The sequence below is a fragment of the Scandinavium sp. genome, from assembly GCF_051650185.1.
Taxonomy (GTDB): domain Bacteria; phylum Pseudomonadota; class Gammaproteobacteria; order Enterobacterales; family Enterobacteriaceae; genus Scandinavium.
Genome location: NZ_JBOFIN010000103.1, coordinates 12,168 through 29,359, shown reverse-complemented (window position 1 = coordinate 29,359; position 17,192 = coordinate 12,168). Strand labels below are relative to the sequence as shown.

Sequence of the window (17,192 nt, the reverse complement as noted above, 5' to 3'; positions counted from 1 at the left end):
GCGATGTACCGGGTAAAAAAGTTGTTCGGAGGTTCACTGACGCTGCGTGACTATGATGGTCAGGTTGCGGAGGCAATGGCCATGGTGCGAGCGCTGAACAAAATGACGAAAGCAGGTATGCCAGAAAGCGTGCGTATTGTCTGAAAACACAACCTGCTTCGGGGAGACTTACCCGAAATCTGATTTATTCAACAAAGCCCCCATGCTATTGAGACGAGGAAACCATAGGATGCTGCTAGCATTTGATTTGTTAAGGAGAATCAATGCCCACAGACAGTCTGTTGCGCAAAGGCATTGCGCGGATTGTATCAATTGAGTCCAATGTCCGCTTCTGGATGTGAGTTCAACTGATGGATGCAACACCATTTCCCAAATCAAAAACAAAAATTTAAAAGAGCCTTTCCCCAAAACCTTCCCAAAAGCACCCACCAAAAGCAGGGCGAGCTTTCCCCATTCAAAGCTGATGCTTCTTCAACAAAGCCCGAAGCTGGTGATAGGTCAGCCCTAACAGCTCCGCGGCTTTTTTCTGATTAAATCGGGCCTGGTGTAACGCTTGTTGCAGCAGGTCTTTTTCTTGCTGTTGCTGAAACTCACGCAGATCCAGCGGCAGCGTCACTTCACTTTTCTCTGCGACTGTCTCGGCAGAAACCGGGCGCTGGAACGGGTCGACGATGATGTTGTTGAGCGGTTCTTCTGCGTTGCCATGGCGATACACCGAGCGCTCGACCACGTTCTTTAGTTCACGGATGTTGCCTGGCCAGCTGTAGTGCTGAAGCGTCTGTCTGGCATGATCGGTAAAACCGGGGAACAGTGGCATTTTTAGCTCCCGGCACATCTGAATGGCGAAGTGCTCTGCCATCAGCATGATGTCGCTCTGGCGCTCTCGCAGCGGCGGTAGTTGCACCACATCGAATGCCAGTCGGTCGAGGAGATCGGCGCGGAAGGTGCCGTCGCTGACCATTTTCGGCAAATCCGCATTGGTGGCGCACACCAGGCGCACGTTGACCTGCAGCGGCTGGCTACCGCCCACGCGTTCCAGCTCGCCGTATTCAATCACTCTGAGCAATTTTTCCTGCACCAGCATCGGGGCGGTGGCTAATTCGTCGAGGAATAATGTGCCGCCATCGGCGCGTTCAAAGCGCCCGGGATGGCGTTTTTGCGCCCCGGTAAAGGCGCCCGCTTCATGACCAAACAGCTCCGAATCGAGCAGGTTTTCGTTCAGCGCCGCGCAGTTTAGCGAGATAAACGGCCCTTGCCAGCGGGAAGAGAGGAAGTGCAGGCGGTTGGCGATAAGCTCCTTCCCGGTACCGCGCTCGCCAATGATCAGCACGGGTTTATCCAGCGGTGCAAGCCGCGAGACTTGCTCCAGCACCTCGATAAAGCTGTTCGCTTCGCCGAGCAGGTTGTCCTTGTAGTCTGCCATGATGAAATTCACCACTCGTTAGTGTAATTGACCACTTTACTGTAGCGGCAGCGTGGCGAAGATTCAATCACAACCTGATAAATCAACAAGATAAAAAGTTGGCACGCAACCTGCAATAACCCATCAGCAGGGCCATGCCCGATAACAGAACTACGTATGAGGATGTGAATTATGGGTATTTTTTCTCGTTTTGCCGATATCGTGAACGCCAACATCAACTCCCTGTTGGAAAAGGCTGAAGATCCGCAAAAACTGGTCCGCCTGATGATTCAGGAGATGGAAGACACGCTTGTTGAGGTGCGCTCCACTTCAGCCCGCGCACTGGCGGAGAAGAAACAACTGACACGCCGCGTAGAGCAGGCGAACGCGCAGCAGGCCGAATGGCAGGAAAAAGCCGAACTGGCGCTGCGCAAAGAGAAAGAAGATCTGGCGCGTGCTGCGCTGATTGAAAAACAGAAGCTGACCGATCTTATTACCAGCCTGGAACATGAAATCACGCTGGTGGATGAAACGCTGACCCGGATGAAAACCGAGATTGGCGAGCTGGAAAACAAGCTGAGCGAAACCCGTGCTCGCCAGCAGGCACTGACGTTACGCCACCAGGCGGCAAGCTCTTCCCGCGATGTGCGCCGTCAGCTCGACAGCGGCAAGCTGGATGAGGCGATGGCTCGTTTTGAATCGTTCGAGCGCCGTATTGATCACATGGAAGCCGAAGCGGAAAGCCACGGTTTTGGTAAACAGAAATCGCTTGATCAGCAGTTTGCCGAACTGAAAGCGGACGACGATATCAGCGCGCAAATCGCTGAACTGCGCGCCAAAATGAAACAGGATAATCAATAATATTGCCGGGCGGCACGCGATGTGCCGCCGCTCATCATCTGTAAGGAGACCTCATGAGCGCGCTTTTTCTTGCCATACCGCTGACGTTATTTGTGCTTTTTGTCCTGCCGGTCTGGCTGTGGCTGCACTACAGCAACCGTTCCGGCGATGAACTCTCGCAGAGCGAACAGCAGCGTCTGGGCCAACTGACGGACGAAGCCAAACGGATGCGTGAACGTATCCAGGCGCTGGAAGACATTCTCGATGCGGAACATCCGAACTGGAGAGAAAAATAATGGCGGGATTAGATTTCAGTAAAAAGCTGTGGCGTATTCCACAACAGGGCATGGTAAAGGGCGTGTGTGCGGGGATTGCGCACTGGCTCGACGTTCCGGTGAAACTGGTGCGTCTGATCACCGTGCTGGCGATGATTTTTGGTCTGTTTTTCTTCGTGGTCGTGGCGTACATCATTTTGACGTTTGCTCTAGACCCTATCCCGGACACCGAAATGTACGGTGAAAAAATGCCGCGCAGCGGCGAGTTACTGAGCGCCGTCGACGCCGAACTGGCTGCGGGCGAAAAGCGCCTGCGTGAGATAGAACGCTATGTCACCTCAGATACTTTTTCGTTACGTAGTCGTTTCCGTCAGCTTTAACGGAGAGTGAATTGATGAAACAAAACTGGCAGCGAGCCGGGCAGAAAGTGAAACCCGGCCTGAAAATTGCAGGCAAGCTGGTGTTGCTGACTGCACTGCGTTACGGCCCGGCGGGCGTTGCCGGTTGGGCTATCAAATCCGTGGCGCGTCGGCCGCTGAAGATGTTACTTGCGGTGGCGCTTGAGCCTGTGCTGGCTCGTCTGGCGAACCGCATGTCCCGTAAGTTTTTCTCCTGAGAACGGGGGAGGGTGCTCCCCCTCGCAAGCTTATCTCTGCAACAAATTTCTTTATTATTTGCGTCAGTTCACAATTAATGAACTGTGTCCTCGCTGAATCCCAATTTTACGTTTTTTCCACCTACCACTGCGTTGACATCCCATTTTCGTGGGAGTAGATTCCCTTTTTGTGGGACCGCTACCACGAAAATGAAAAGTGATGAAAATGATTAAATCTCTGCTTGCTTACCTCTATGGTGAAACATTTTCACCGGCACATCAGGAAAGGCTTTATGCAAATATTGAAAAAGCAAGATCTGCTATTAATACGCCACGTAAAAGAAACTGGGATCAGCAGGATGTGGTGCTGATTACCTACGCGGATCAATTTCGTCAGCAGGGTAGGAAAAACCTGCCGGTATTTACCCGATTCTATAATCAGTGGCTCAAAAATTCGTTTTCCCATGTTCATCTTCTTCCCTTTTATCCGTGGTCGTCTGACGACGGATTCTCTGTCGTTGATTATCATCAGGTCGCTCCGGAAAGTGGCGACTGGCAGGACGTGGCTGAGCTTAAGCAGTCTTCCAGGCTGATGTTCGATTTTGTCTGCAACCATATGTCGGCGAAAAGTACATGGTTTGCGAATTATTTGCAGCAAAAGCCTGGCTATGAAAACTTCTTCCTTGCCGTTGACCAGGCAACAGATCTCAGTGCGGTAACGCGTCCGCGTGCACTTCCTTTGTTGACGCCATTCACGTTGAAGGACGGTACTCAGCGCCATCTGTGGACCACCTTCAGCGACGATCAGATTGACCTCAATTTCGCCGAGCCGGAAGTGCTGCTCGCGATGGTAGATGTGCTGTTGCATTATTTGCAGGAAGGCGCAGATTACGTGCGGCTTGATGCCGTCGGCTTTATGTGGAAAGTACCGGGAACCAGTTGTATCCATTTGCCGCAAACCCACGCCTTGATAAAACTGTTCCGCGCAATCACTGAAGAGGTGGCGCCGGGCACGGTCATCATTACTGAAACCAACGTGCCGCATAAGGATAACATCGCTTATTTTGGCAATGGCACTGACGAAGCGCAGATGGTGTATCAGTTCTCACTGCCGCCGCTGGTACTGCATGCGATATACACCATGAAAGTGGACACTTTGTGCCGCTGGGCGCAAGATCTGAGGCTGCCATCGGTACAAACCACCTGGTTTAACTTTCTTGCCTCCCATGACGGCATTGGCCTCAACCCGCTGCGCGGTATTTTGCCGGAAGAGGATATTCTGGCGCTGGTCGAAAAACTCCAGCAGCAGGGCGCACTGGTCAACTGGAAAAATAACCCTGACGGCACCCGTAGCCCGTATGAAATCAACGTCACCTATATGGATGCGCTAAGCCCGAAAGAGAGCAGTGACGACGAGCGGTTGGCGCGCTTTGTGCTGGCACATGCGGTGCTGTTGAGCTTTCCTGGCGTTCCGGCCATCTATATTCAGAGTATCCTTGGCTCGCGTAATGACTATGAGGGCGTGGATAAAGCGGGATACAACCGTGCCATTAACCGCCAGAAGTATGATTTGGCTGAAATTGAAAACGCCATGGCCGTCTCGGATGGCTTGCGTCAACGTGTTTACCAGCGGCTTTGTCATCTGTTGACGATACGTCGTGAACTTCCTGCTTTCCACCCGGACGCTGCGTCAGCGTTTTCGGCGCTTAACGATCACGTTTTACAAATTAACCGTGATAACGGAAGTCTGATCGCGCTTTTTAATTTCAGTGAGCAGCCGCAGGAAATAAAGCAGACATTTAAAAATGCCAGAGAGTTAATTAGCGGTGCTGATATTGACACTGACGTATTAACGCTTAATCCCTGGCAGGTCATGTGGATTCAGAATAAATAAAAGGACGATAAAATGAAAATAGCGAAAACGGTGCTGGTGACAGCACTGGTTTCCTGCACCCTGATTTCAGGATGTCGGGATGATAATAAAGCCGTCACTATCGAATTTATGCATTCCTCTGTGGAGCAGGAACGCCAGGCTGTTATTAATCAGCTGATTGAGCGTTTTGAAAAAGAAAACCCAGGCATTGTGGTGAAACCAGTTCCTGTTGAGGAAGATGCTTTCAACACCAAAGTGATTACGCTTGCCCGTACCGGCGCGCTGCCGGCCGTGATGGAAGTCAGCCATGACTACGCCAAAGTGCTGGATAAAGAACAGTTGCTGGATCGCAACGCCGTTGCCAAAGCGATTACTGATACCGGTGAAGATCAGTTTTATGACGGCGTACTGCGAATTGTGCGTACCGAAGACGGCAAAGCGTGGACCGGCGCGCCTATTAGCGCATGGCTGTCCGGCATCTGGTATCACAAAGATGCGTTAGCGGCGGCCGGTATTGCCGAACCTCACAACTGGGAAGAGCTATTAGCCGCCAGCAAAACATTCAACGATCCCGCGAAGAAGAAATTCGGCATAGCGCTGCCTACCGCAGAAAGCGTGATGACCGAACAGGCGTTCTCGCAGTTTGCTTTATCCGACAACGCCAACGTCTTTAACAGCAAGGGGGAAATCTCCCTTGATACCCCGGAAATGCACAGCACGCTGGCTTTTTACCGGGATCTTGCCGCCACCACCATGCCGGGCTCCAATGACGTGATGGAGATTAAAGACGCCTTTATGAATGGGTCTGCGCCGATGGCCGTGTATTCCACCTACATTCTTCCGGCGGTCTACAAAGAGGGTAAGCCGCAAAACCTGGGCTTTATGGTTCCGACGCAAACGGGCCCAGCGGTTTACGGCATGGTCACCTCGCTGACCATCACCTCCGGGCTGGAAAAGCAGCAGACCGAGGCCGCCGAAAAGTTCGTCACCTGGATGGAAAAACCGCAGAACTCCGCCGACTGGGTGATGATGTCACCGGGCGCGGCGCTGCCGATGACCAAAGGCGTGGTCAACACGGCCACCTGGAAAAACAACGAGGTCATCCAGGCTTTTGGTCAGTTGCCGTATGAGCTGATTTCTCAATACCCGAACATCAAAGTCTTCGGCGCGGTGGGAGATAAAAACTTCACCCGGATGGGCGATGTGACCGGGTCTGGCGTGATAAGTGCCATGGTTAATGCCGCAACGGTCGGTAAAAAACCGATTGAGCCACTGCTCGCGGATGGCCAAAAACGGCTTGATACCCTTGTAAAGCAGCCATAAAAGGCGGAACACCGAAATGATGAAGAAGTTCATGTCGGGCCGCTCCGACTTACCGTTTGCCCTGCTGTTGCTTGGCCCCAGCCTGCTGCTTCTGGCAGGGTTGGTGGCCTGGCCGATGATCTCCAATATCGAGATAAGCTTCCTGCGCCTGCCGCTTAACCCGCGCATTGAATCAACGTTTGTCGGGCTCGATAACTATGTCCGCATTCTGAGCGATGCGGGATTCTGGCACTCGCTGTGGATGACGTTCTGGTACACCGCACTGGTGGTGCTGGGCAGCACCGGAATGGGCCTGGGCGTGGCGATATTTTTCAACCGTGAGTTTCGCCTGCGTAAAACGGCGCGTTCTCTGGTTTTGCTGTCCTACGTTACGCCATCCATCTCTCTGGTGTTTGCGTGGAAATACATGTTCAACAATGGCTACGGCATCGTGAACTACCTGGGCGTCGATCTGCTTGGACTCTATAAGCAAGCGCCGCTGTGGTTCGACAACCCGGGCAGCAGTTTTGTGCTGGTTGTGCTGTTCGCCATCTGGCGCTATTTCCCGTACGCGTTCATCTCGTTCCTGGCGATTTTGCAGACCGTGGACAAGTCGCTGTATGAAGCGGCGGAGATGGACGGCGCGAATGCCTGGCAGCGTTTTCGCATTGTTACGCTGCCAGCCATCATGCCGGTACTGGCAACGGTTGTTACGCTGCGCACCATCTGGATGTTCTACATGTTCGCCGACGTTTATTTGCTGACGACGAAGGTCGATATCCTCGGCGTTTATCTCTACAAAACGGCGTTTGCCTTTAATGACCTGGGCAAAGCGGCGGCGATTTCCGTGGTGCTGTTTGTGATTATTTTTGCAGTCATTCTTCTGACCAGAAAGCGGGTGAACTTCAATGACAACAAATAAACGTCGCTGGAACCGCGTGATCTTTTATGTCGGCCTCGCGTTATTCCTGGGCTTCACGCTGTTTCCGTTCTTTGTGATGCTGATGACCTCGTTCAAAAGTGCGAAAGAGGCGATATCGCTGCACCCGACGCTGCTGCCGCGCGAGTGGACGTTCGAGCATTACATCGACATTTTCAATCCGCTGATCTTCCCGTTCGTCAGCTACTTCCGCAACAGCCTGGTGGTGTCGCTGGTTTCGTCGGCCATCGCGCTGTTCCTCGGCACACTGGGTGCCTGGGCGCTCTCGAAGCTGCGTTTTCGCGGTCGCGAAACTATTAACGCCAGCTTCTACACCGTCTATATGTTCTCAGGGATATTGCTGGTGGTGCCGCTGTTCAAAATCATCACCGCGCTCGGTATCTATGACACGGAGCTGGCGCTGATCCTGACGATGGTCACCCAGACGCTGCCAACCGCCATTTTCATGCTGAAGAGCTACTTCGATACTATCCCGAACGAGATCGAAGAAGCGGCAATGATGGACGGTCTGAATCGCTTGCAGATCATCTTCCGCATTACCGTGCCGCTGGCGATGTCCGGGCTCATTTCGGTATTCGTCTACTGCTTCATGGTGGCGTGGAACGACTATCTGTTTGCCTCGATTTTCCTCTCCAGCGCGGAAAACTTCACGCTGCCGGTAGGGCTCAACACGCTGTTCAGCACCCCTGACTACATCTGGGGAAGAATGATGGCGGCTTCGCTGGTGACAGCGCTGCCTGTGGTGATCATGTACGCGCTTTCAGAGCGCTTTATCAAAAGTGGTTTGACCGCCGGTGGCGTTAAGGGCTGAGGCGGCCAGTTTTTGACAAGGAATCAGTGATGAAAAAATTAGTAGCAACAGCCCCGCGCGTCGCGGCTTTAGTGGACTATCAGGATACTCAGGTTGCGGCAAATGAAGTGAAAATCCGCGTGCGCTACGGCGCGCCGAAGCACGGAACGGAAGTGGTGGATTTCCGCGCCGCCAGCCCGTTTATCGATGAAGAGTTCAACGCTGAATGGCAACTGTTTACCGCCCGTGATGCTAACGCGCCGCGTGGTATTGAGTTTGGCAAATTTCAGCTCGGCAACATGGTTGTCGGCGACATCATTCAATGTGGCGCTGAGGTAACCGAATATCACGAAGGAGAAAGCGTGTGCTGCTATGGCCCGCTGGCGGAAACCGTCATCGTGAATGCCGTCAATAACTACAAGCTGCGCAAGATGCCAGAAGGAGCATCCTGGAAAAACGCGGTCTGCTATGACCCGGCACAGTTCGCGATGAGCGGCGTGCGTGATGCCAACGTACGCGTGGGCGATTTCGTCGTGGTGATTGGCCTCGGCGCGATTGGTCAGATAGCTGTGCAGTTGGCGAAAAAAGCAGGGGCATCGGTGGTGATTGGCGTCGATCCGATTTCCCATCGCTGTGAAATCGCCCGTCGTCATGGCGCGGACGTCTGTATGAGCCCGATGGCTACCGACGTGGGGCTTGAAATCAAAAAGCTGACCGGCAAGCAGGGCGCGGACGTGATCATCGAAACCAGCGGCCACGGCGATGCGCTGCAATCGGCACTGCGCGGTCTGGCTTATGGCGGCACCATTTCGTATGTCGCTTTTGCGAAACCGTTTAATGGCGTCAATTTTGGCCGTGAAGCGCACTTCAATAACGCCAAAATTGTCTTCTCCCGTGCGTGCAGCGAGCCAAACCCAGACTACCCGCGCTGGAACCGTAAGCGCATCGAAGAGACCTGCTGGGAACTGCTGATGAACGGCTACCTGAACTGCGAAGACCTGATCGATCCGGTCGTGCCGTTCAGCGAAAGCCCGGAAAGCTACATGAAATTTGTCGATAAGCAGCCAGAGCTGAGTATCAAAATGGGCGTCACTTTTTAAGCAAGGAAGCAGAACATGAAAATTGCAACACAGAATCAGGCTTTTTTCCCGGAAAACATTCTGGAGAAGTTTCGTTATATCAAAACGATGGGGTTTGACGGTTATGAAATCGACGGTCGCTTACTGGTCAACAATCTGGCAGAAGTGAAAGCCGCAATCAAAGAAACCGGGCTGCCGGTCACCACTGCGTGCGGCGGTTATGACGGCTGGATTGGTGACTTCATTGAAGAGCGTCGTCTGAACGGTTTGCAGCAGATTGCGCACATTCTTGAAGCGCTGGCTGAAGTGGGCGGCAAAGGCATCGTGGTGCCTGCGGCGTGGGGGATGTTTACCTTCCGTCTGCCGCCGATGACGTCGCCTCGTAGCCTGGACGGCGATCGCAAAGCAGTGAGTGACTCGCTGCGTTTCCTGGATGAAGTCGCAGGGCGCACAGGAACGACCGTTCTGCTGGAGCCGTTGAACCGCTATCAGGATCACATGATCAACACCCTGGCGGATGCGCGTCGCTACATCACTGAAAATGGCCTGAAGCACACGCAAATCATCGGCGATTTCTACCACATGAATATCGAAGAAGATGACATTGCAGAGGCGCTGCATGCTAACCGCGATCTGCTGGGGCACGTGCACATTGCCGACAACCATCGCTATCAGCCGGGCAGTGGCAGTCTGAATTTCACGGCGTTGTTTGATCAACTGCGTGAGGACCGCTATCCGGGTTATGTGGTGTATGAATGCCGCGTGCGCGCTGACGATCTGGCGAAAGCGTATCAGGATTCCCTTATTTACCTGCGTGAGTGCTGAGAGGTTATCGCGTGAAAAGTGCTACAGCTGTCGCCCCGTTGCGCGTCGCCATTATCGGTGCGGGCAGGTGGCGGATAAAGTCCATGCGTCGTACTACGCGACACGAAGCGATCTGCAAATGGTGGCTGTCTGTGACAGCCGCCTGGAGCAGGCGCAGGCGTTCGCGGTAAAAAATGACATCAGCGGCAGTTACGATGATTTACGCCTGATGCTGCAGGAAGCGCAGCCGGATATTGTCAGCGTCTGTTCGCCTAACCGTTTCCATTTTGAACACGTCATGGCTGCATTAGAAGCAGGCTGCCATGTGATGTGTGAGAAGCCGCCTGCGATGACCCCGCAGCAGGCGGACGAGATGCGCCAGATGGCGCACAAACAGGGCAAAGTCCTGGCCTATGATTTTCATCACCGCTTCTCCCTGGACGCACAGCTGCTGCGTGAAAAAATGCAGGCAGGCACGTTTGGTGAGGTGTATCTGACTACCGCAACAGCGCTGCGTCGCAGCGGCGTACCTGGCTGGGGCGTATTCACGAATAAAGCCATGCAGGGCGGTGGGCCGCTCATTGACATCGGTATCCATATGCTGGATGCAGCAATGTATGTGCTTGGTTTCCCGGCCGTCCGCCGCGTCATGGCGCACAGTTTCCAGAAACTGGGTACCACCAAAAATCGCGGCCAGTTTGGCGAATGGGATCCCGCGCAGTTCACGGTCGAAGATGCGCTGTTTGGCACCATTGAATTTCAGAACGGCGGCTTGCTGCGGCTCGATACTTCGTTTGTGCTTAATATCGCTGAACAGTCGCAAATGAACGTGAGTTTCTGCGGCGAAAACGCAGGCGCGACGCTGTTCCCTGCCCATATTTACAACGATGTGAATGGTGAACTGCATACCCTGACGCAGCGTGAACAGGCCGACGATAATCGCCATTTCCGCAGCATGGAAGCCTTCGTCAATCATGTGCAGGGTCAACCGGTGATGATTGCCGATGCTGAGCAGGGCTATATCATTCAGCAGCTAGTGGCGGCGCTGTATGCGTCGGCGGAAAAGGGTGATTGGGTGGCGGTATGTTGAAGACCACAAAACTGAGCGATCCGGCCTTTAACCCGCATAGCCTGAATAAATTTGCCTCGTTGATGACCACGGGCAATGGCTATATGGGCGTGCGCGCCACGCACGAAGAGGACTACACCCAGCAAACGCGCGGGATGTATCTGGCCGGGCTGTACCACTGTGCCGGTCGCGGTGAAACCAATGAACTGGTGAATTTGCCGGATGTGACAGGCGTACAGCTTGAGGTGAACGGCGAGCCTTTCACGCTGATGAGCGGCCAGCCTGAACACTGGCAGCGCGAGCTGGATTTTAGCTGCGGCGAACTATGCCGTGAGGTTATCTGGCGCGCTCCCTCCGGTGCGCGCGTGCAGATTGCCAGCCGTCGTTTTGCTTCCATGGCGCAGCATCCACTGCTGGCGATGCAGTTTACGGTCACGGCGTTGGATCGGGACGTCACGCTTTCACTCTCCAGCGGTATTGACGGCACGCAGACCAACAGCGGTCGCCAGCATCTGGATGAGCTCTCACTGCGCGTGTTTGGTCAGCAGGTATTGCAGGGCGCATGGGCAACGCAGTCTGGCAGTCACGAAGTGGTGATCACCAGCCACTGCCAGCTCAGCCAGCCTGCGGACAGTTGCTTCACCGCGAAGAACCGTAAGCTGCTGCAAAACAGCACGCTCAGCTTAGCTGTGGGTGACAGTGTCACTTTCGAAAAAATTAACTGGATTGTGAAGCGCCAGCCGGACACGCTGTCGCTGGACACCTTCTGCCGCCGCTGTCTGAACGACCTTCAGGCTTGTGCCGCGCCTGGCTTCGAAGCGCTGCGTGCCGAGTCGCAGGCGATGTGGCAGCAGATATGGCGCTCGAACCGCGTGGTAGTCGATTCTACGGATTCGAGGGATCAGGTGGCGCTTGATTTTGCCCACTATCATCTTGCGGCCATGACCCCTACACATGACGAACGCGTGAGTATTGCGGCGAAAGCGCTGACCGGGGAAGGCTATAAAGGGCATGTGTTCTGGGATACGGAAGTCTTTTTACTGCCGTATCACCTGATGACTCGCCCGGAAACGGCCCGCAGCCTGCTGCGCTATCGTTATCTGAATCTGGCCGGTGCGCGTGAAAAAGCACGACGCAATGGCTGGCACGGTGCGCTGTTCCCGTGGGAAAGCGCTCAGAGCGGACAGGAAGAGACGCCAGAGTTTGCCGCCATCAATATTCGCACAGGGCTGCGGCAAAAAGTGGCTTCCGCACTGGCGGAACATCACCTGGTGGCGGATATCGCCTGGGCAGTGGTGAACTACTGGCATGCGACGCAGGACGAAGCGTTTATGCGCGAAGAGGGCGTTGCGCTGCTAACAGAAACAGCCACGTTCTGGATGAGCCGTGCGGTAGAAGCCAATGGGCGGCTGGAAATTCACGACGTTATCGGGCCTGATGAATACACCGAGCACGTGAACAACAACGCCTTTACTAACTATCTGGCCTGGCACAACGTCGAAAAAGCGCTGCATTTTTCCCGTCAGTTTGGTGAGGTTCAGCCTGCGTTTGCACAAAACGCGGCGAATTTTCTGCAACGCTTGTGGCTGCCGAAAGCCAACGAACAGGGCGTACTGGCACAGGACGATACGTTCTTCAGCAAGCCGACTATCGATCTCAGCAAGTACAAGGCGAAAGCCGGGAAGCAGACCATCCTGCTGGACTATTCGCGGGCAGAAGTCAACGAGATGCAAATCCTCAAACAGGCCGACGTGGTGATGCTGACGTATATGCTGCCGGAACGGTTCTCCGCGGAGGAATGCCTTGCCAATCTGGCCTATTACGAGCCGAGAACGATCCACGATTCGTCCTTAAGCAAAGCTATCCACGGCATAGTGGCCGCACGCAGTGGGCAACCTGAGGAAGCCTGGCGCTTCTGGCAGGCCGGGTGTGAGATTGATTTGGGCGATGATCCGCACAGCAGCGACGACGGCATTCATGCAGCGGCGACAGGAGCCATCTGGCTCGGCGCGGTGCAAGGGTTTGCGGGGCTGTCCGTTTGCGACGGTGAACTGCATCTGTCCCCGACGCTGCCTGAAGCATGGCGCAGTCTGCGGGTGCCATTATGCTGGCACGGTGTGCGATTACAGCTCGACATCACCGCCGACGAGATTGTGCTGACCACTACGCAAGAGCTTTCACTGTGGCTGTGGGGCCGCGAAGTCTGTATCGACGGTGAAGTACGTTATGCGAAGTCCGATTTTTTAAACAGCAAAAGTGGGACCGCTACCAGAGAGGGCGTTGTATGAAACTTCAGGCGGTTATTTTCGACCTTGATGGGGTGATTACCGACACTGCGCATCTGCATTTTCTCGCCTGGCGCGATGCGGCGCAGGCGATTGGGATTGTGATTGATGAAGAGTTCAACGAGCAGCTTAAGGGGATCAGTCGTCTGGCCTCGCTGGAGCGCATTCTGGAGCACGGTGGCAGGGCGGCTGATTTTACGGAGGCCGAGCGTCAGGCGATTGCGGCACGTAAAAATGCCTGCTATGTGGAATCACTGGCTTCACTGACACCGCAGTCCATTCTGCCGGGCATCAAAGACCTGATCGTCACGCTGCGTCAAAAAGGCATTCGTATCGGCCTCGCTTCGGTGTCGCTGAATGCGCCCGCCATTCTTTCGGCGCTGGGCATTGCTCATCTCTTTGATTATTGTGCTGATGCCGCGCGCGTTAAGCACTCCAAACCGGCACCGGATATTTTTCTGGCTGCGTGTGACGGCCTGGGAGTCGTCCCACAAAATGCTCTCGGCGTAGAAGACGCGCAGGCGGGCATAGAGGCAATCAACGCCAGTGGAATGGCGTCTGTCGGGATTGGTAAGGATTTGCAGGGCGCCGGGTTGTTACTTGCGTCAACGCACGAACTGAACTGGCCGCGACTGGCGGCTTACTGGAAAACCAGGAACCCGGTTACGGAAGCCTTAGAGGAATAAAGGTATGGCACAACTTTCACTGCAACATATTCAGAAAATTTACGACAACCACGTTCACGTGGTGAAAGATTTCAACCTCGAAATCGAAGATAAAGAATTTATCGTGCTGGTCGGGCCGTCCGGCTGCGGAAAATCGACCACCCTGCGTATGATTGCCGGGCTTGAGGCGATAAGCCACGGCGATCTGATGATTGACGGCGTGCGTATGAACGACGTCCCTGCCAAGTCGCGCAATATCGCAATGGTGTTTCAGAACTACGCGCTCTATCCGCACATGACCGTGTACGACAATATGGCGTTCGGGCTGAAGATGCAGAAGATCGCACCGGAAGTGATTGAAGAGCGTGTGAGCTGGGCGGCGCAGATTCTGGGCTTGCGTGAGTATCTCAAGCGCAAACCTGGCGCATTGTCGGGCGGTCAGCGCCAGCGTGTGGCTTTGGGACGCGCGATCGTTCGCGAAGCGGGCGTATTCCTGATGGATGAACCGCTGTCGAACCTTGATGCCAAGCTGCGCGTGCAGATGCGCGCGGAAATCTGCAAACTGCATCAAAAGCTGAACACCACTATGGTTTACGTCACCCACGATCAGACCGAAGCCATGACCATGGCGACCAGGATCGTGATCATGAAAGACGGTATTGTGCAGCAGGTTGGGGCACCAAAGCAGGTGTACAACCAGCCGGCCAATATGTTTGTCGCCGGGTTTATCGGCTCGCCTGCCATGAACTTTATTCGCGGCGCTATCGACGGCACAGACTTTGTCACCGAAACCCTGCGCCTGCCGATCCCGGCAGACAAAATGAGCGCGCTTAACGCCGCAGGCTATCAGCGCAAAGCCATTGTGATGGGCATTCGCCCGGAAGATATCCTTACGGGTTCCGGCGAAGGTGCGGTGAAAGCACGCATCAGCGTTGCGGAACTGACGGGGGCGGAATTTATGCTGTACGTCACCGTGGGCGGACATGAGCTGGTGGTTCGTGCACCGTCAGCCTGTGATTATTTTGCCGGAGAAAGTATTGGGCTGACTTTTGATATGGAGAAAAGTCATTTCTTCGATATTGAATCAGAAGTTGCTATTCGCTAATAAAAATATGAAGTTTTAGGGGGGATAGTTTATTCCCCCTTTTTACCCTGTCGTTGCACTAAAAGGATTTTATTATGAACACATTACCTCGGTGCGCAGCGCTGCTATTTAGCGTCTGTGCAGTTTCCGCTCATGCGGAAGATGATGGCTGGAAATTCAATGTTGGCGCAATGTATGAAAGTGAAAACATTGAAGGGCAGGCTGATGATGCGGATGGTTTATATGAACCGTCGGTCTGGTTTAATGCTTCAAAGGGGCCATGGAAAATCGCCGTGGCGATGTATCAGGAAGGTCCGGTGGATTACAGCAGCATGACTCGCCGCGGCACTTATTTTAATCGCCCGGAATTGGAAATTCGCTATCAGGTGCTCGATGGCGATGATTTCACACTAGGATTAACCGGTGGAATTCGTAATTATGGATATCACTTTAAAGATGAAAATAATAAAGATGCAGGCACAGCCAATATGCAGCGTTATAAAGTGCAGCCTGACTGGAATCTGCGTTTAAGTGATGACTGGCATTTCAACGGCTGGCTCGCGATGTATCAATTTGCCAACGACCTGGATCAAACCGGATATGCCGATAGCCGCGTCGAAACCGAAACCGGGTTGACCTGGAAAATTAACGAAAATGTCTCACTTCAGACCAATTATTATCTCGAGCGTGGCTTTAACATGGATGCAAGCCGAAACAACGGCGAGTTTTCCACCCAGGAAATGCGCATCTATCTGCCCATCTCTTTCGGTTCTACCACCGTTACGCCGTACACCCGGCTAGGTCTTGATCGCTGGACCAACTGGGACTGGCAGGACGATCCGACGCGTGAAGGGCACGACTTTAATCGTTTGGGCCTGCAGTATGCCCATGACTTCGACAACGGAATCTCCGTGTCGCTGGAATACGCCTACGAGTGGGAGCACCACGACGAGGGCGATGATGACCGGTTCCACTATGCGGGCGTTGGGATTAACTACGCGTTCTGAAGACATGCAGACCGGGCAGAGGCCCGGTCAGTCCTGTCAGGTCAAAGAATCGGCCAGCGAAATTCGCGTGGCGACCGTCATTCGCTTCGGCCCGGTTTTGCCGGAGAGGCATTTGAATAACCGGTCGCAACTCTGCGCTCCAAGCTCATAGGCGGGCACATCAATGCCACCCGGTGACGGCGACAGCAGGAAAGAGAGCGTTTCGTTGCTGTAACCCACCACGCCAAGCTCCTGAGGAATGTCGATATTCAACTCAACCGCTGCGCGGTAAAGGCTCACCAGTTTCATGCTGTCGGTGGCGAAAACCGCCTCGGGTCTCGCTTCCATGGAAAGCAGCTGTTTGGCGGCAGCCAGCGCGCTTTCGTGGGTATAACCGCTGTCAATCATCCATGCAAGATTAAGCGGAATACCGTGACGCGCCAGGCTTTCTTTATAGCCGGAGAGGCGGTCAATCGACACGTGATAATCAAGAGGCGCATGCAAACAGGCAATTTTTTGATGCCCACGGGAAATCAACGCGTCGGTCAATGAAATACTGTCCTGATAATTATCAGTATCCACGGAATAGACGTTCTGATATTCACCTTCAACTTTACCGATCACCACCACCGGAATACCATATTGATCGAGCCGCGAGAAAAAAATCTCATCAGCTGGCGAACTCAGCATAATGATGCCCTTGATAAGCTTCTGGCGAATTTTATTTTCGCACTTCAGCAAGTCATCCTCGCTGCTTTTTGATGTCTGTAATATCACATCAAAACCTTCGTCTTCCGCTCTGGCGGAAATAGCGTGTAGCGCTTCTGCGAAGAAAGGATTTCCGGCGGTCGTTTTGGTGGAGCGAGTCGATATCACCATAATGGCATCAAAGCCTGACGAGGTGAGGGCGCGTGCAAGTTTATTCGGCTGGTAATTTAATTCCTTAATCGCCCGCTGAACTTTTTCCAGCGCTTCCGGAGAAATATTGGTTTGATTATTCAGTACTCTCGAAACGGTAGATTTTGAAACACCGGCAACCCGGGCAATATCATAAATAGTGGGTGACATACACCTGCCGATCTCCATGGTAGAGTCAATCAGAGGCATCTTACTGGAGAAAAAGCCTGAAATACAGCACGGTGCGGTTGATAATTCTCTTTATGACCCCTATGTCATGTATCCTTAAGGAAAGGGTTATAGCGG

The 17,192-nt window shown here is 53.7% G+C and carries 16 protein-coding genes and 2 pseudogenes; 16 read left to right on the top strand and 2 right to left on the bottom strand.

Features of this window, described 5'->3' with window-relative positions:
- Positions 1 to 144, top strand: a pseudogene (locus ACRCWW_RS13485) (IS5/IS1182 family transposase); the annotation flags it as partial.
- Positions 145 to 454: 310 nt separating this feature from the next.
- Here the strand turns inward: ACRCWW_RS13485 and pspF are convergent.
- Complete coding sequence (pspF, locus tag ACRCWW_RS13480; protein ID WP_438682865.1) at positions 455 to 1,438, bottom strand: phage shock protein operon transcriptional activator; 984 nt, start codon at positions 1,436 to 1,438, stop codon at positions 455 to 457.
- 156 nt (positions 1,439 to 1,594) lie between these two features.
- Between pspF and pspA the strand changes: the two genes are divergently transcribed.
- The 15 genes and pseudogenes from pspA (at position 1,595) to ACRCWW_RS13405 (ending at position 16,010) form a co-directional block, all read left to right on the top strand.
- Complete coding sequence (gene pspA / locus ACRCWW_RS13475) at positions 1,595 to 2,263, top strand: phage shock protein PspA (protein ID WP_404656042.1); 669 nt, start codon at positions 1,595 to 1,597, stop codon at positions 2,261 to 2,263.
- Between the two features lie 53 nt (positions 2,264 to 2,316).
- Positions 2,317 to 2,538, top strand: coding sequence for an envelope stress response membrane protein PspB (gene pspB, locus ACRCWW_RS13470; RefSeq protein ID WP_330981858.1), 222 nt, complete (start codon positions 2,317 to 2,319; stop codon positions 2,536 to 2,538).
- The gene (gene pspC, locus ACRCWW_RS13465) at positions 2,538 to 2,897 is read left to right on the top strand and encodes an envelope stress response membrane protein PspC (RefSeq protein WP_438682864.1); all 360 of its coding nucleotides are present in this window, start codon (positions 2,538 to 2,540) and stop codon (positions 2,895 to 2,897) included. Before pspB ends, pspC begins: the two co-directional genes overlap by 1 nt.
- A 14-nt stretch (positions 2,898 to 2,911) precedes the next feature.
- Entirely contained in the window at positions 2,912 to 3,133 is a 222-nt protein-coding gene (gene pspD, locus ACRCWW_RS13460) for a phage shock protein PspD (RefSeq protein ID WP_438682863.1), read from the top strand.
- 199 nt (positions 3,134 to 3,332) lie between these two features.
- Positions 3,333 to 5,006 carry an alpha-amylase family glycosyl hydrolase gene (locus tag ACRCWW_RS13455; RefSeq protein WP_438682862.1) on the top strand — a complete coding sequence of 558 codons (1,674 nt, stop codon included), beginning with the start codon at positions 3,333 to 3,335 and terminating at the stop codon, positions 5,004 to 5,006.
- A 12-nt stretch (positions 5,007 to 5,018) separates the two neighbouring features.
- Entirely contained in the window at positions 5,019 to 6,308 is a 1,290-nt protein-coding gene (locus ACRCWW_RS13450) for an ABC transporter substrate-binding protein (RefSeq protein ID WP_438682861.1), read from the top strand.
- Positions 6,309 to 6,327: 19 nt separating this feature from the next.
- The gene (locus ACRCWW_RS13445) at positions 6,328 to 7,209 is read left to right on the top strand and encodes a carbohydrate ABC transporter permease (protein WP_438682867.1); all 882 of its coding nucleotides are present in this window, start codon (positions 6,328 to 6,330) and stop codon (positions 7,207 to 7,209) included.
- Positions 7,196 to 8,038 (top strand): carbohydrate ABC transporter permease, encoded by an 843-nt coding sequence (locus ACRCWW_RS13440; RefSeq protein WP_438682860.1) that lies wholly within the window; start codon positions 7,196 to 7,198, stop codon positions 8,036 to 8,038. The genes ACRCWW_RS13445 and ACRCWW_RS13440 overlap by 14 nt, the downstream gene beginning before the upstream one ends.
- Before the next feature lie 29 nt (positions 8,039 to 8,067).
- Entirely contained in the window at positions 8,068 to 9,117 is a 1,050-nt protein-coding gene (locus ACRCWW_RS13435) for a zinc-dependent alcohol dehydrogenase (RefSeq protein ID WP_438682859.1), read from the top strand.
- A gap of 15 nt (positions 9,118 to 9,132) precedes the next feature.
- Entirely contained in the window at positions 9,133 to 9,921 is a 789-nt protein-coding gene (locus ACRCWW_RS13430) for a sugar phosphate isomerase/epimerase family protein (protein WP_438682858.1), read from the top strand.
- A gap of 11 nt (positions 9,922 to 9,932) precedes the next feature.
- Positions 9,933 to 10,990 (top strand): annotated as a pseudogene (locus ACRCWW_RS13425) (Gfo/Idh/MocA family protein).
- Positions 10,984 to 13,257: a glycoside hydrolase family 65 protein gene (locus tag ACRCWW_RS13420; protein WP_438682857.1), complete on the top strand. Its 2,274-nt coding sequence runs from the start codon at positions 10,984 to 10,986 to the stop codon at positions 13,255 to 13,257. The pseudogene ACRCWW_RS13425 and the gene ACRCWW_RS13420 overlap by 7 nt, the downstream one beginning before the upstream one ends.
- Positions 13,254 to 13,940 (top strand): beta-phosphoglucomutase, encoded by a 687-nt coding sequence (pgmB, locus tag ACRCWW_RS13415; RefSeq protein ID WP_438682856.1) that lies wholly within the window; start codon positions 13,254 to 13,256, stop codon positions 13,938 to 13,940. The genes ACRCWW_RS13420 and pgmB overlap by 4 nt, the downstream gene beginning before the upstream one ends.
- A gap of 4 nt (positions 13,941 to 13,944) precedes the next feature.
- Positions 13,945 to 15,024 carry an ABC transporter ATP-binding protein gene (locus ACRCWW_RS13410; protein ID WP_438682855.1) on the top strand — a complete coding sequence of 360 codons (1,080 nt, stop codon included), beginning with the start codon at positions 13,945 to 13,947 and terminating at the stop codon, positions 15,022 to 15,024.
- A gap of 74 nt (positions 15,025 to 15,098) precedes the next feature.
- Positions 15,099 to 16,010, top strand: coding sequence for an OmpG family monomeric porin (locus ACRCWW_RS13405; protein WP_438682854.1), 912 nt, complete (start codon positions 15,099 to 15,101; stop codon positions 16,008 to 16,010).
- Positions 16,011 to 16,046: 36 nt separating this feature from the next.
- Here the strand turns inward: ACRCWW_RS13405 and ACRCWW_RS13400 are convergent, their stop codons facing one another.
- The gene (locus ACRCWW_RS13400; protein WP_438682853.1) at positions 16,047 to 17,057 is read right to left on the bottom strand and encodes a LacI family DNA-binding transcriptional regulator; all 1,011 of its coding nucleotides are present in this window, start codon (positions 17,055 to 17,057) and stop codon (positions 16,047 to 16,049) included.
- Positions 17,058 to 17,192: the final 135 nt, after the last annotated feature.

Bases quoted from the DNA above. Each gene is read 5' to 3' on its own strand.
- ACRCWW_RS13455 (WP_438682862.1), top strand. From the start codon at position 3,333: ATGAAAATGATTAAATCTCTGCTTGCTTACCTCTATGGTGAAACATTT.
- ACRCWW_RS13430 (WP_438682858.1), top strand. From the start codon at position 9,133: ATGAAAATTGCAACACAGAATCAGGCTTTTTTCCCGGAAAACATTCTG.
- ACRCWW_RS13450 (WP_438682861.1), top strand. From the start codon at position 5,019: ATGAAAATAGCGAAAACGGTGCTGGTGACAGCACTGGTTTCCTGCACC.
- pgmB (WP_438682856.1), top strand. From the start codon at position 13,254: ATGAAACTTCAGGCGGTTATTTTCGACCTTGATGGGGTGATTACCGAC.
- ACRCWW_RS13410 (WP_438682855.1), top strand. From the start codon at position 13,945: ATGGCACAACTTTCACTGCAACATATTCAGAAAATTTACGACAACCAC.
- ACRCWW_RS13445 (WP_438682867.1), top strand. From the start codon at position 6,328: ATGAAGAAGTTCATGTCGGGCCGCTCCGACTTACCGTTTGCCCTGCTG.
- ACRCWW_RS13405 (WP_438682854.1), top strand. From the start codon at position 15,099: ATGAACACATTACCTCGGTGCGCAGCGCTGCTATTTAGCGTCTGTGCA.
- ACRCWW_RS13435 (WP_438682859.1), top strand. From the start codon at position 8,068: ATGAAAAAATTAGTAGCAACAGCCCCGCGCGTCGCGGCTTTAGTGGAC.
- pspC (WP_438682864.1), top strand. From the start codon at position 2,538: ATGGCGGGATTAGATTTCAGTAAAAAGCTGTGGCGTATTCCACAACAG.
- ACRCWW_RS13420 (WP_438682857.1), top strand. From the start codon at position 10,984: ATGTTGAAGACCACAAAACTGAGCGATCCGGCCTTTAACCCGCATAGC.
- pspA (WP_404656042.1), top strand. From the start codon at position 1,595: ATGGGTATTTTTTCTCGTTTTGCCGATATCGTGAACGCCAACATCAAC.
- pspB (WP_330981858.1), top strand. From the start codon at position 2,317: ATGAGCGCGCTTTTTCTTGCCATACCGCTGACGTTATTTGTGCTTTTT.
- ACRCWW_RS13440 (WP_438682860.1), top strand. From the start codon at position 7,196: ATGACAACAAATAAACGTCGCTGGAACCGCGTGATCTTTTATGTCGGC.
- ACRCWW_RS13400 (WP_438682853.1), bottom strand. From the start codon at position 17,057: ATGTCACCCACTATTTATGATATTGCCCGGGTTGCCGGTGTTTCAAAA.
- pspD (WP_438682863.1), top strand. From the start codon at position 2,912: ATGAAACAAAACTGGCAGCGAGCCGGGCAGAAAGTGAAACCCGGCCTG.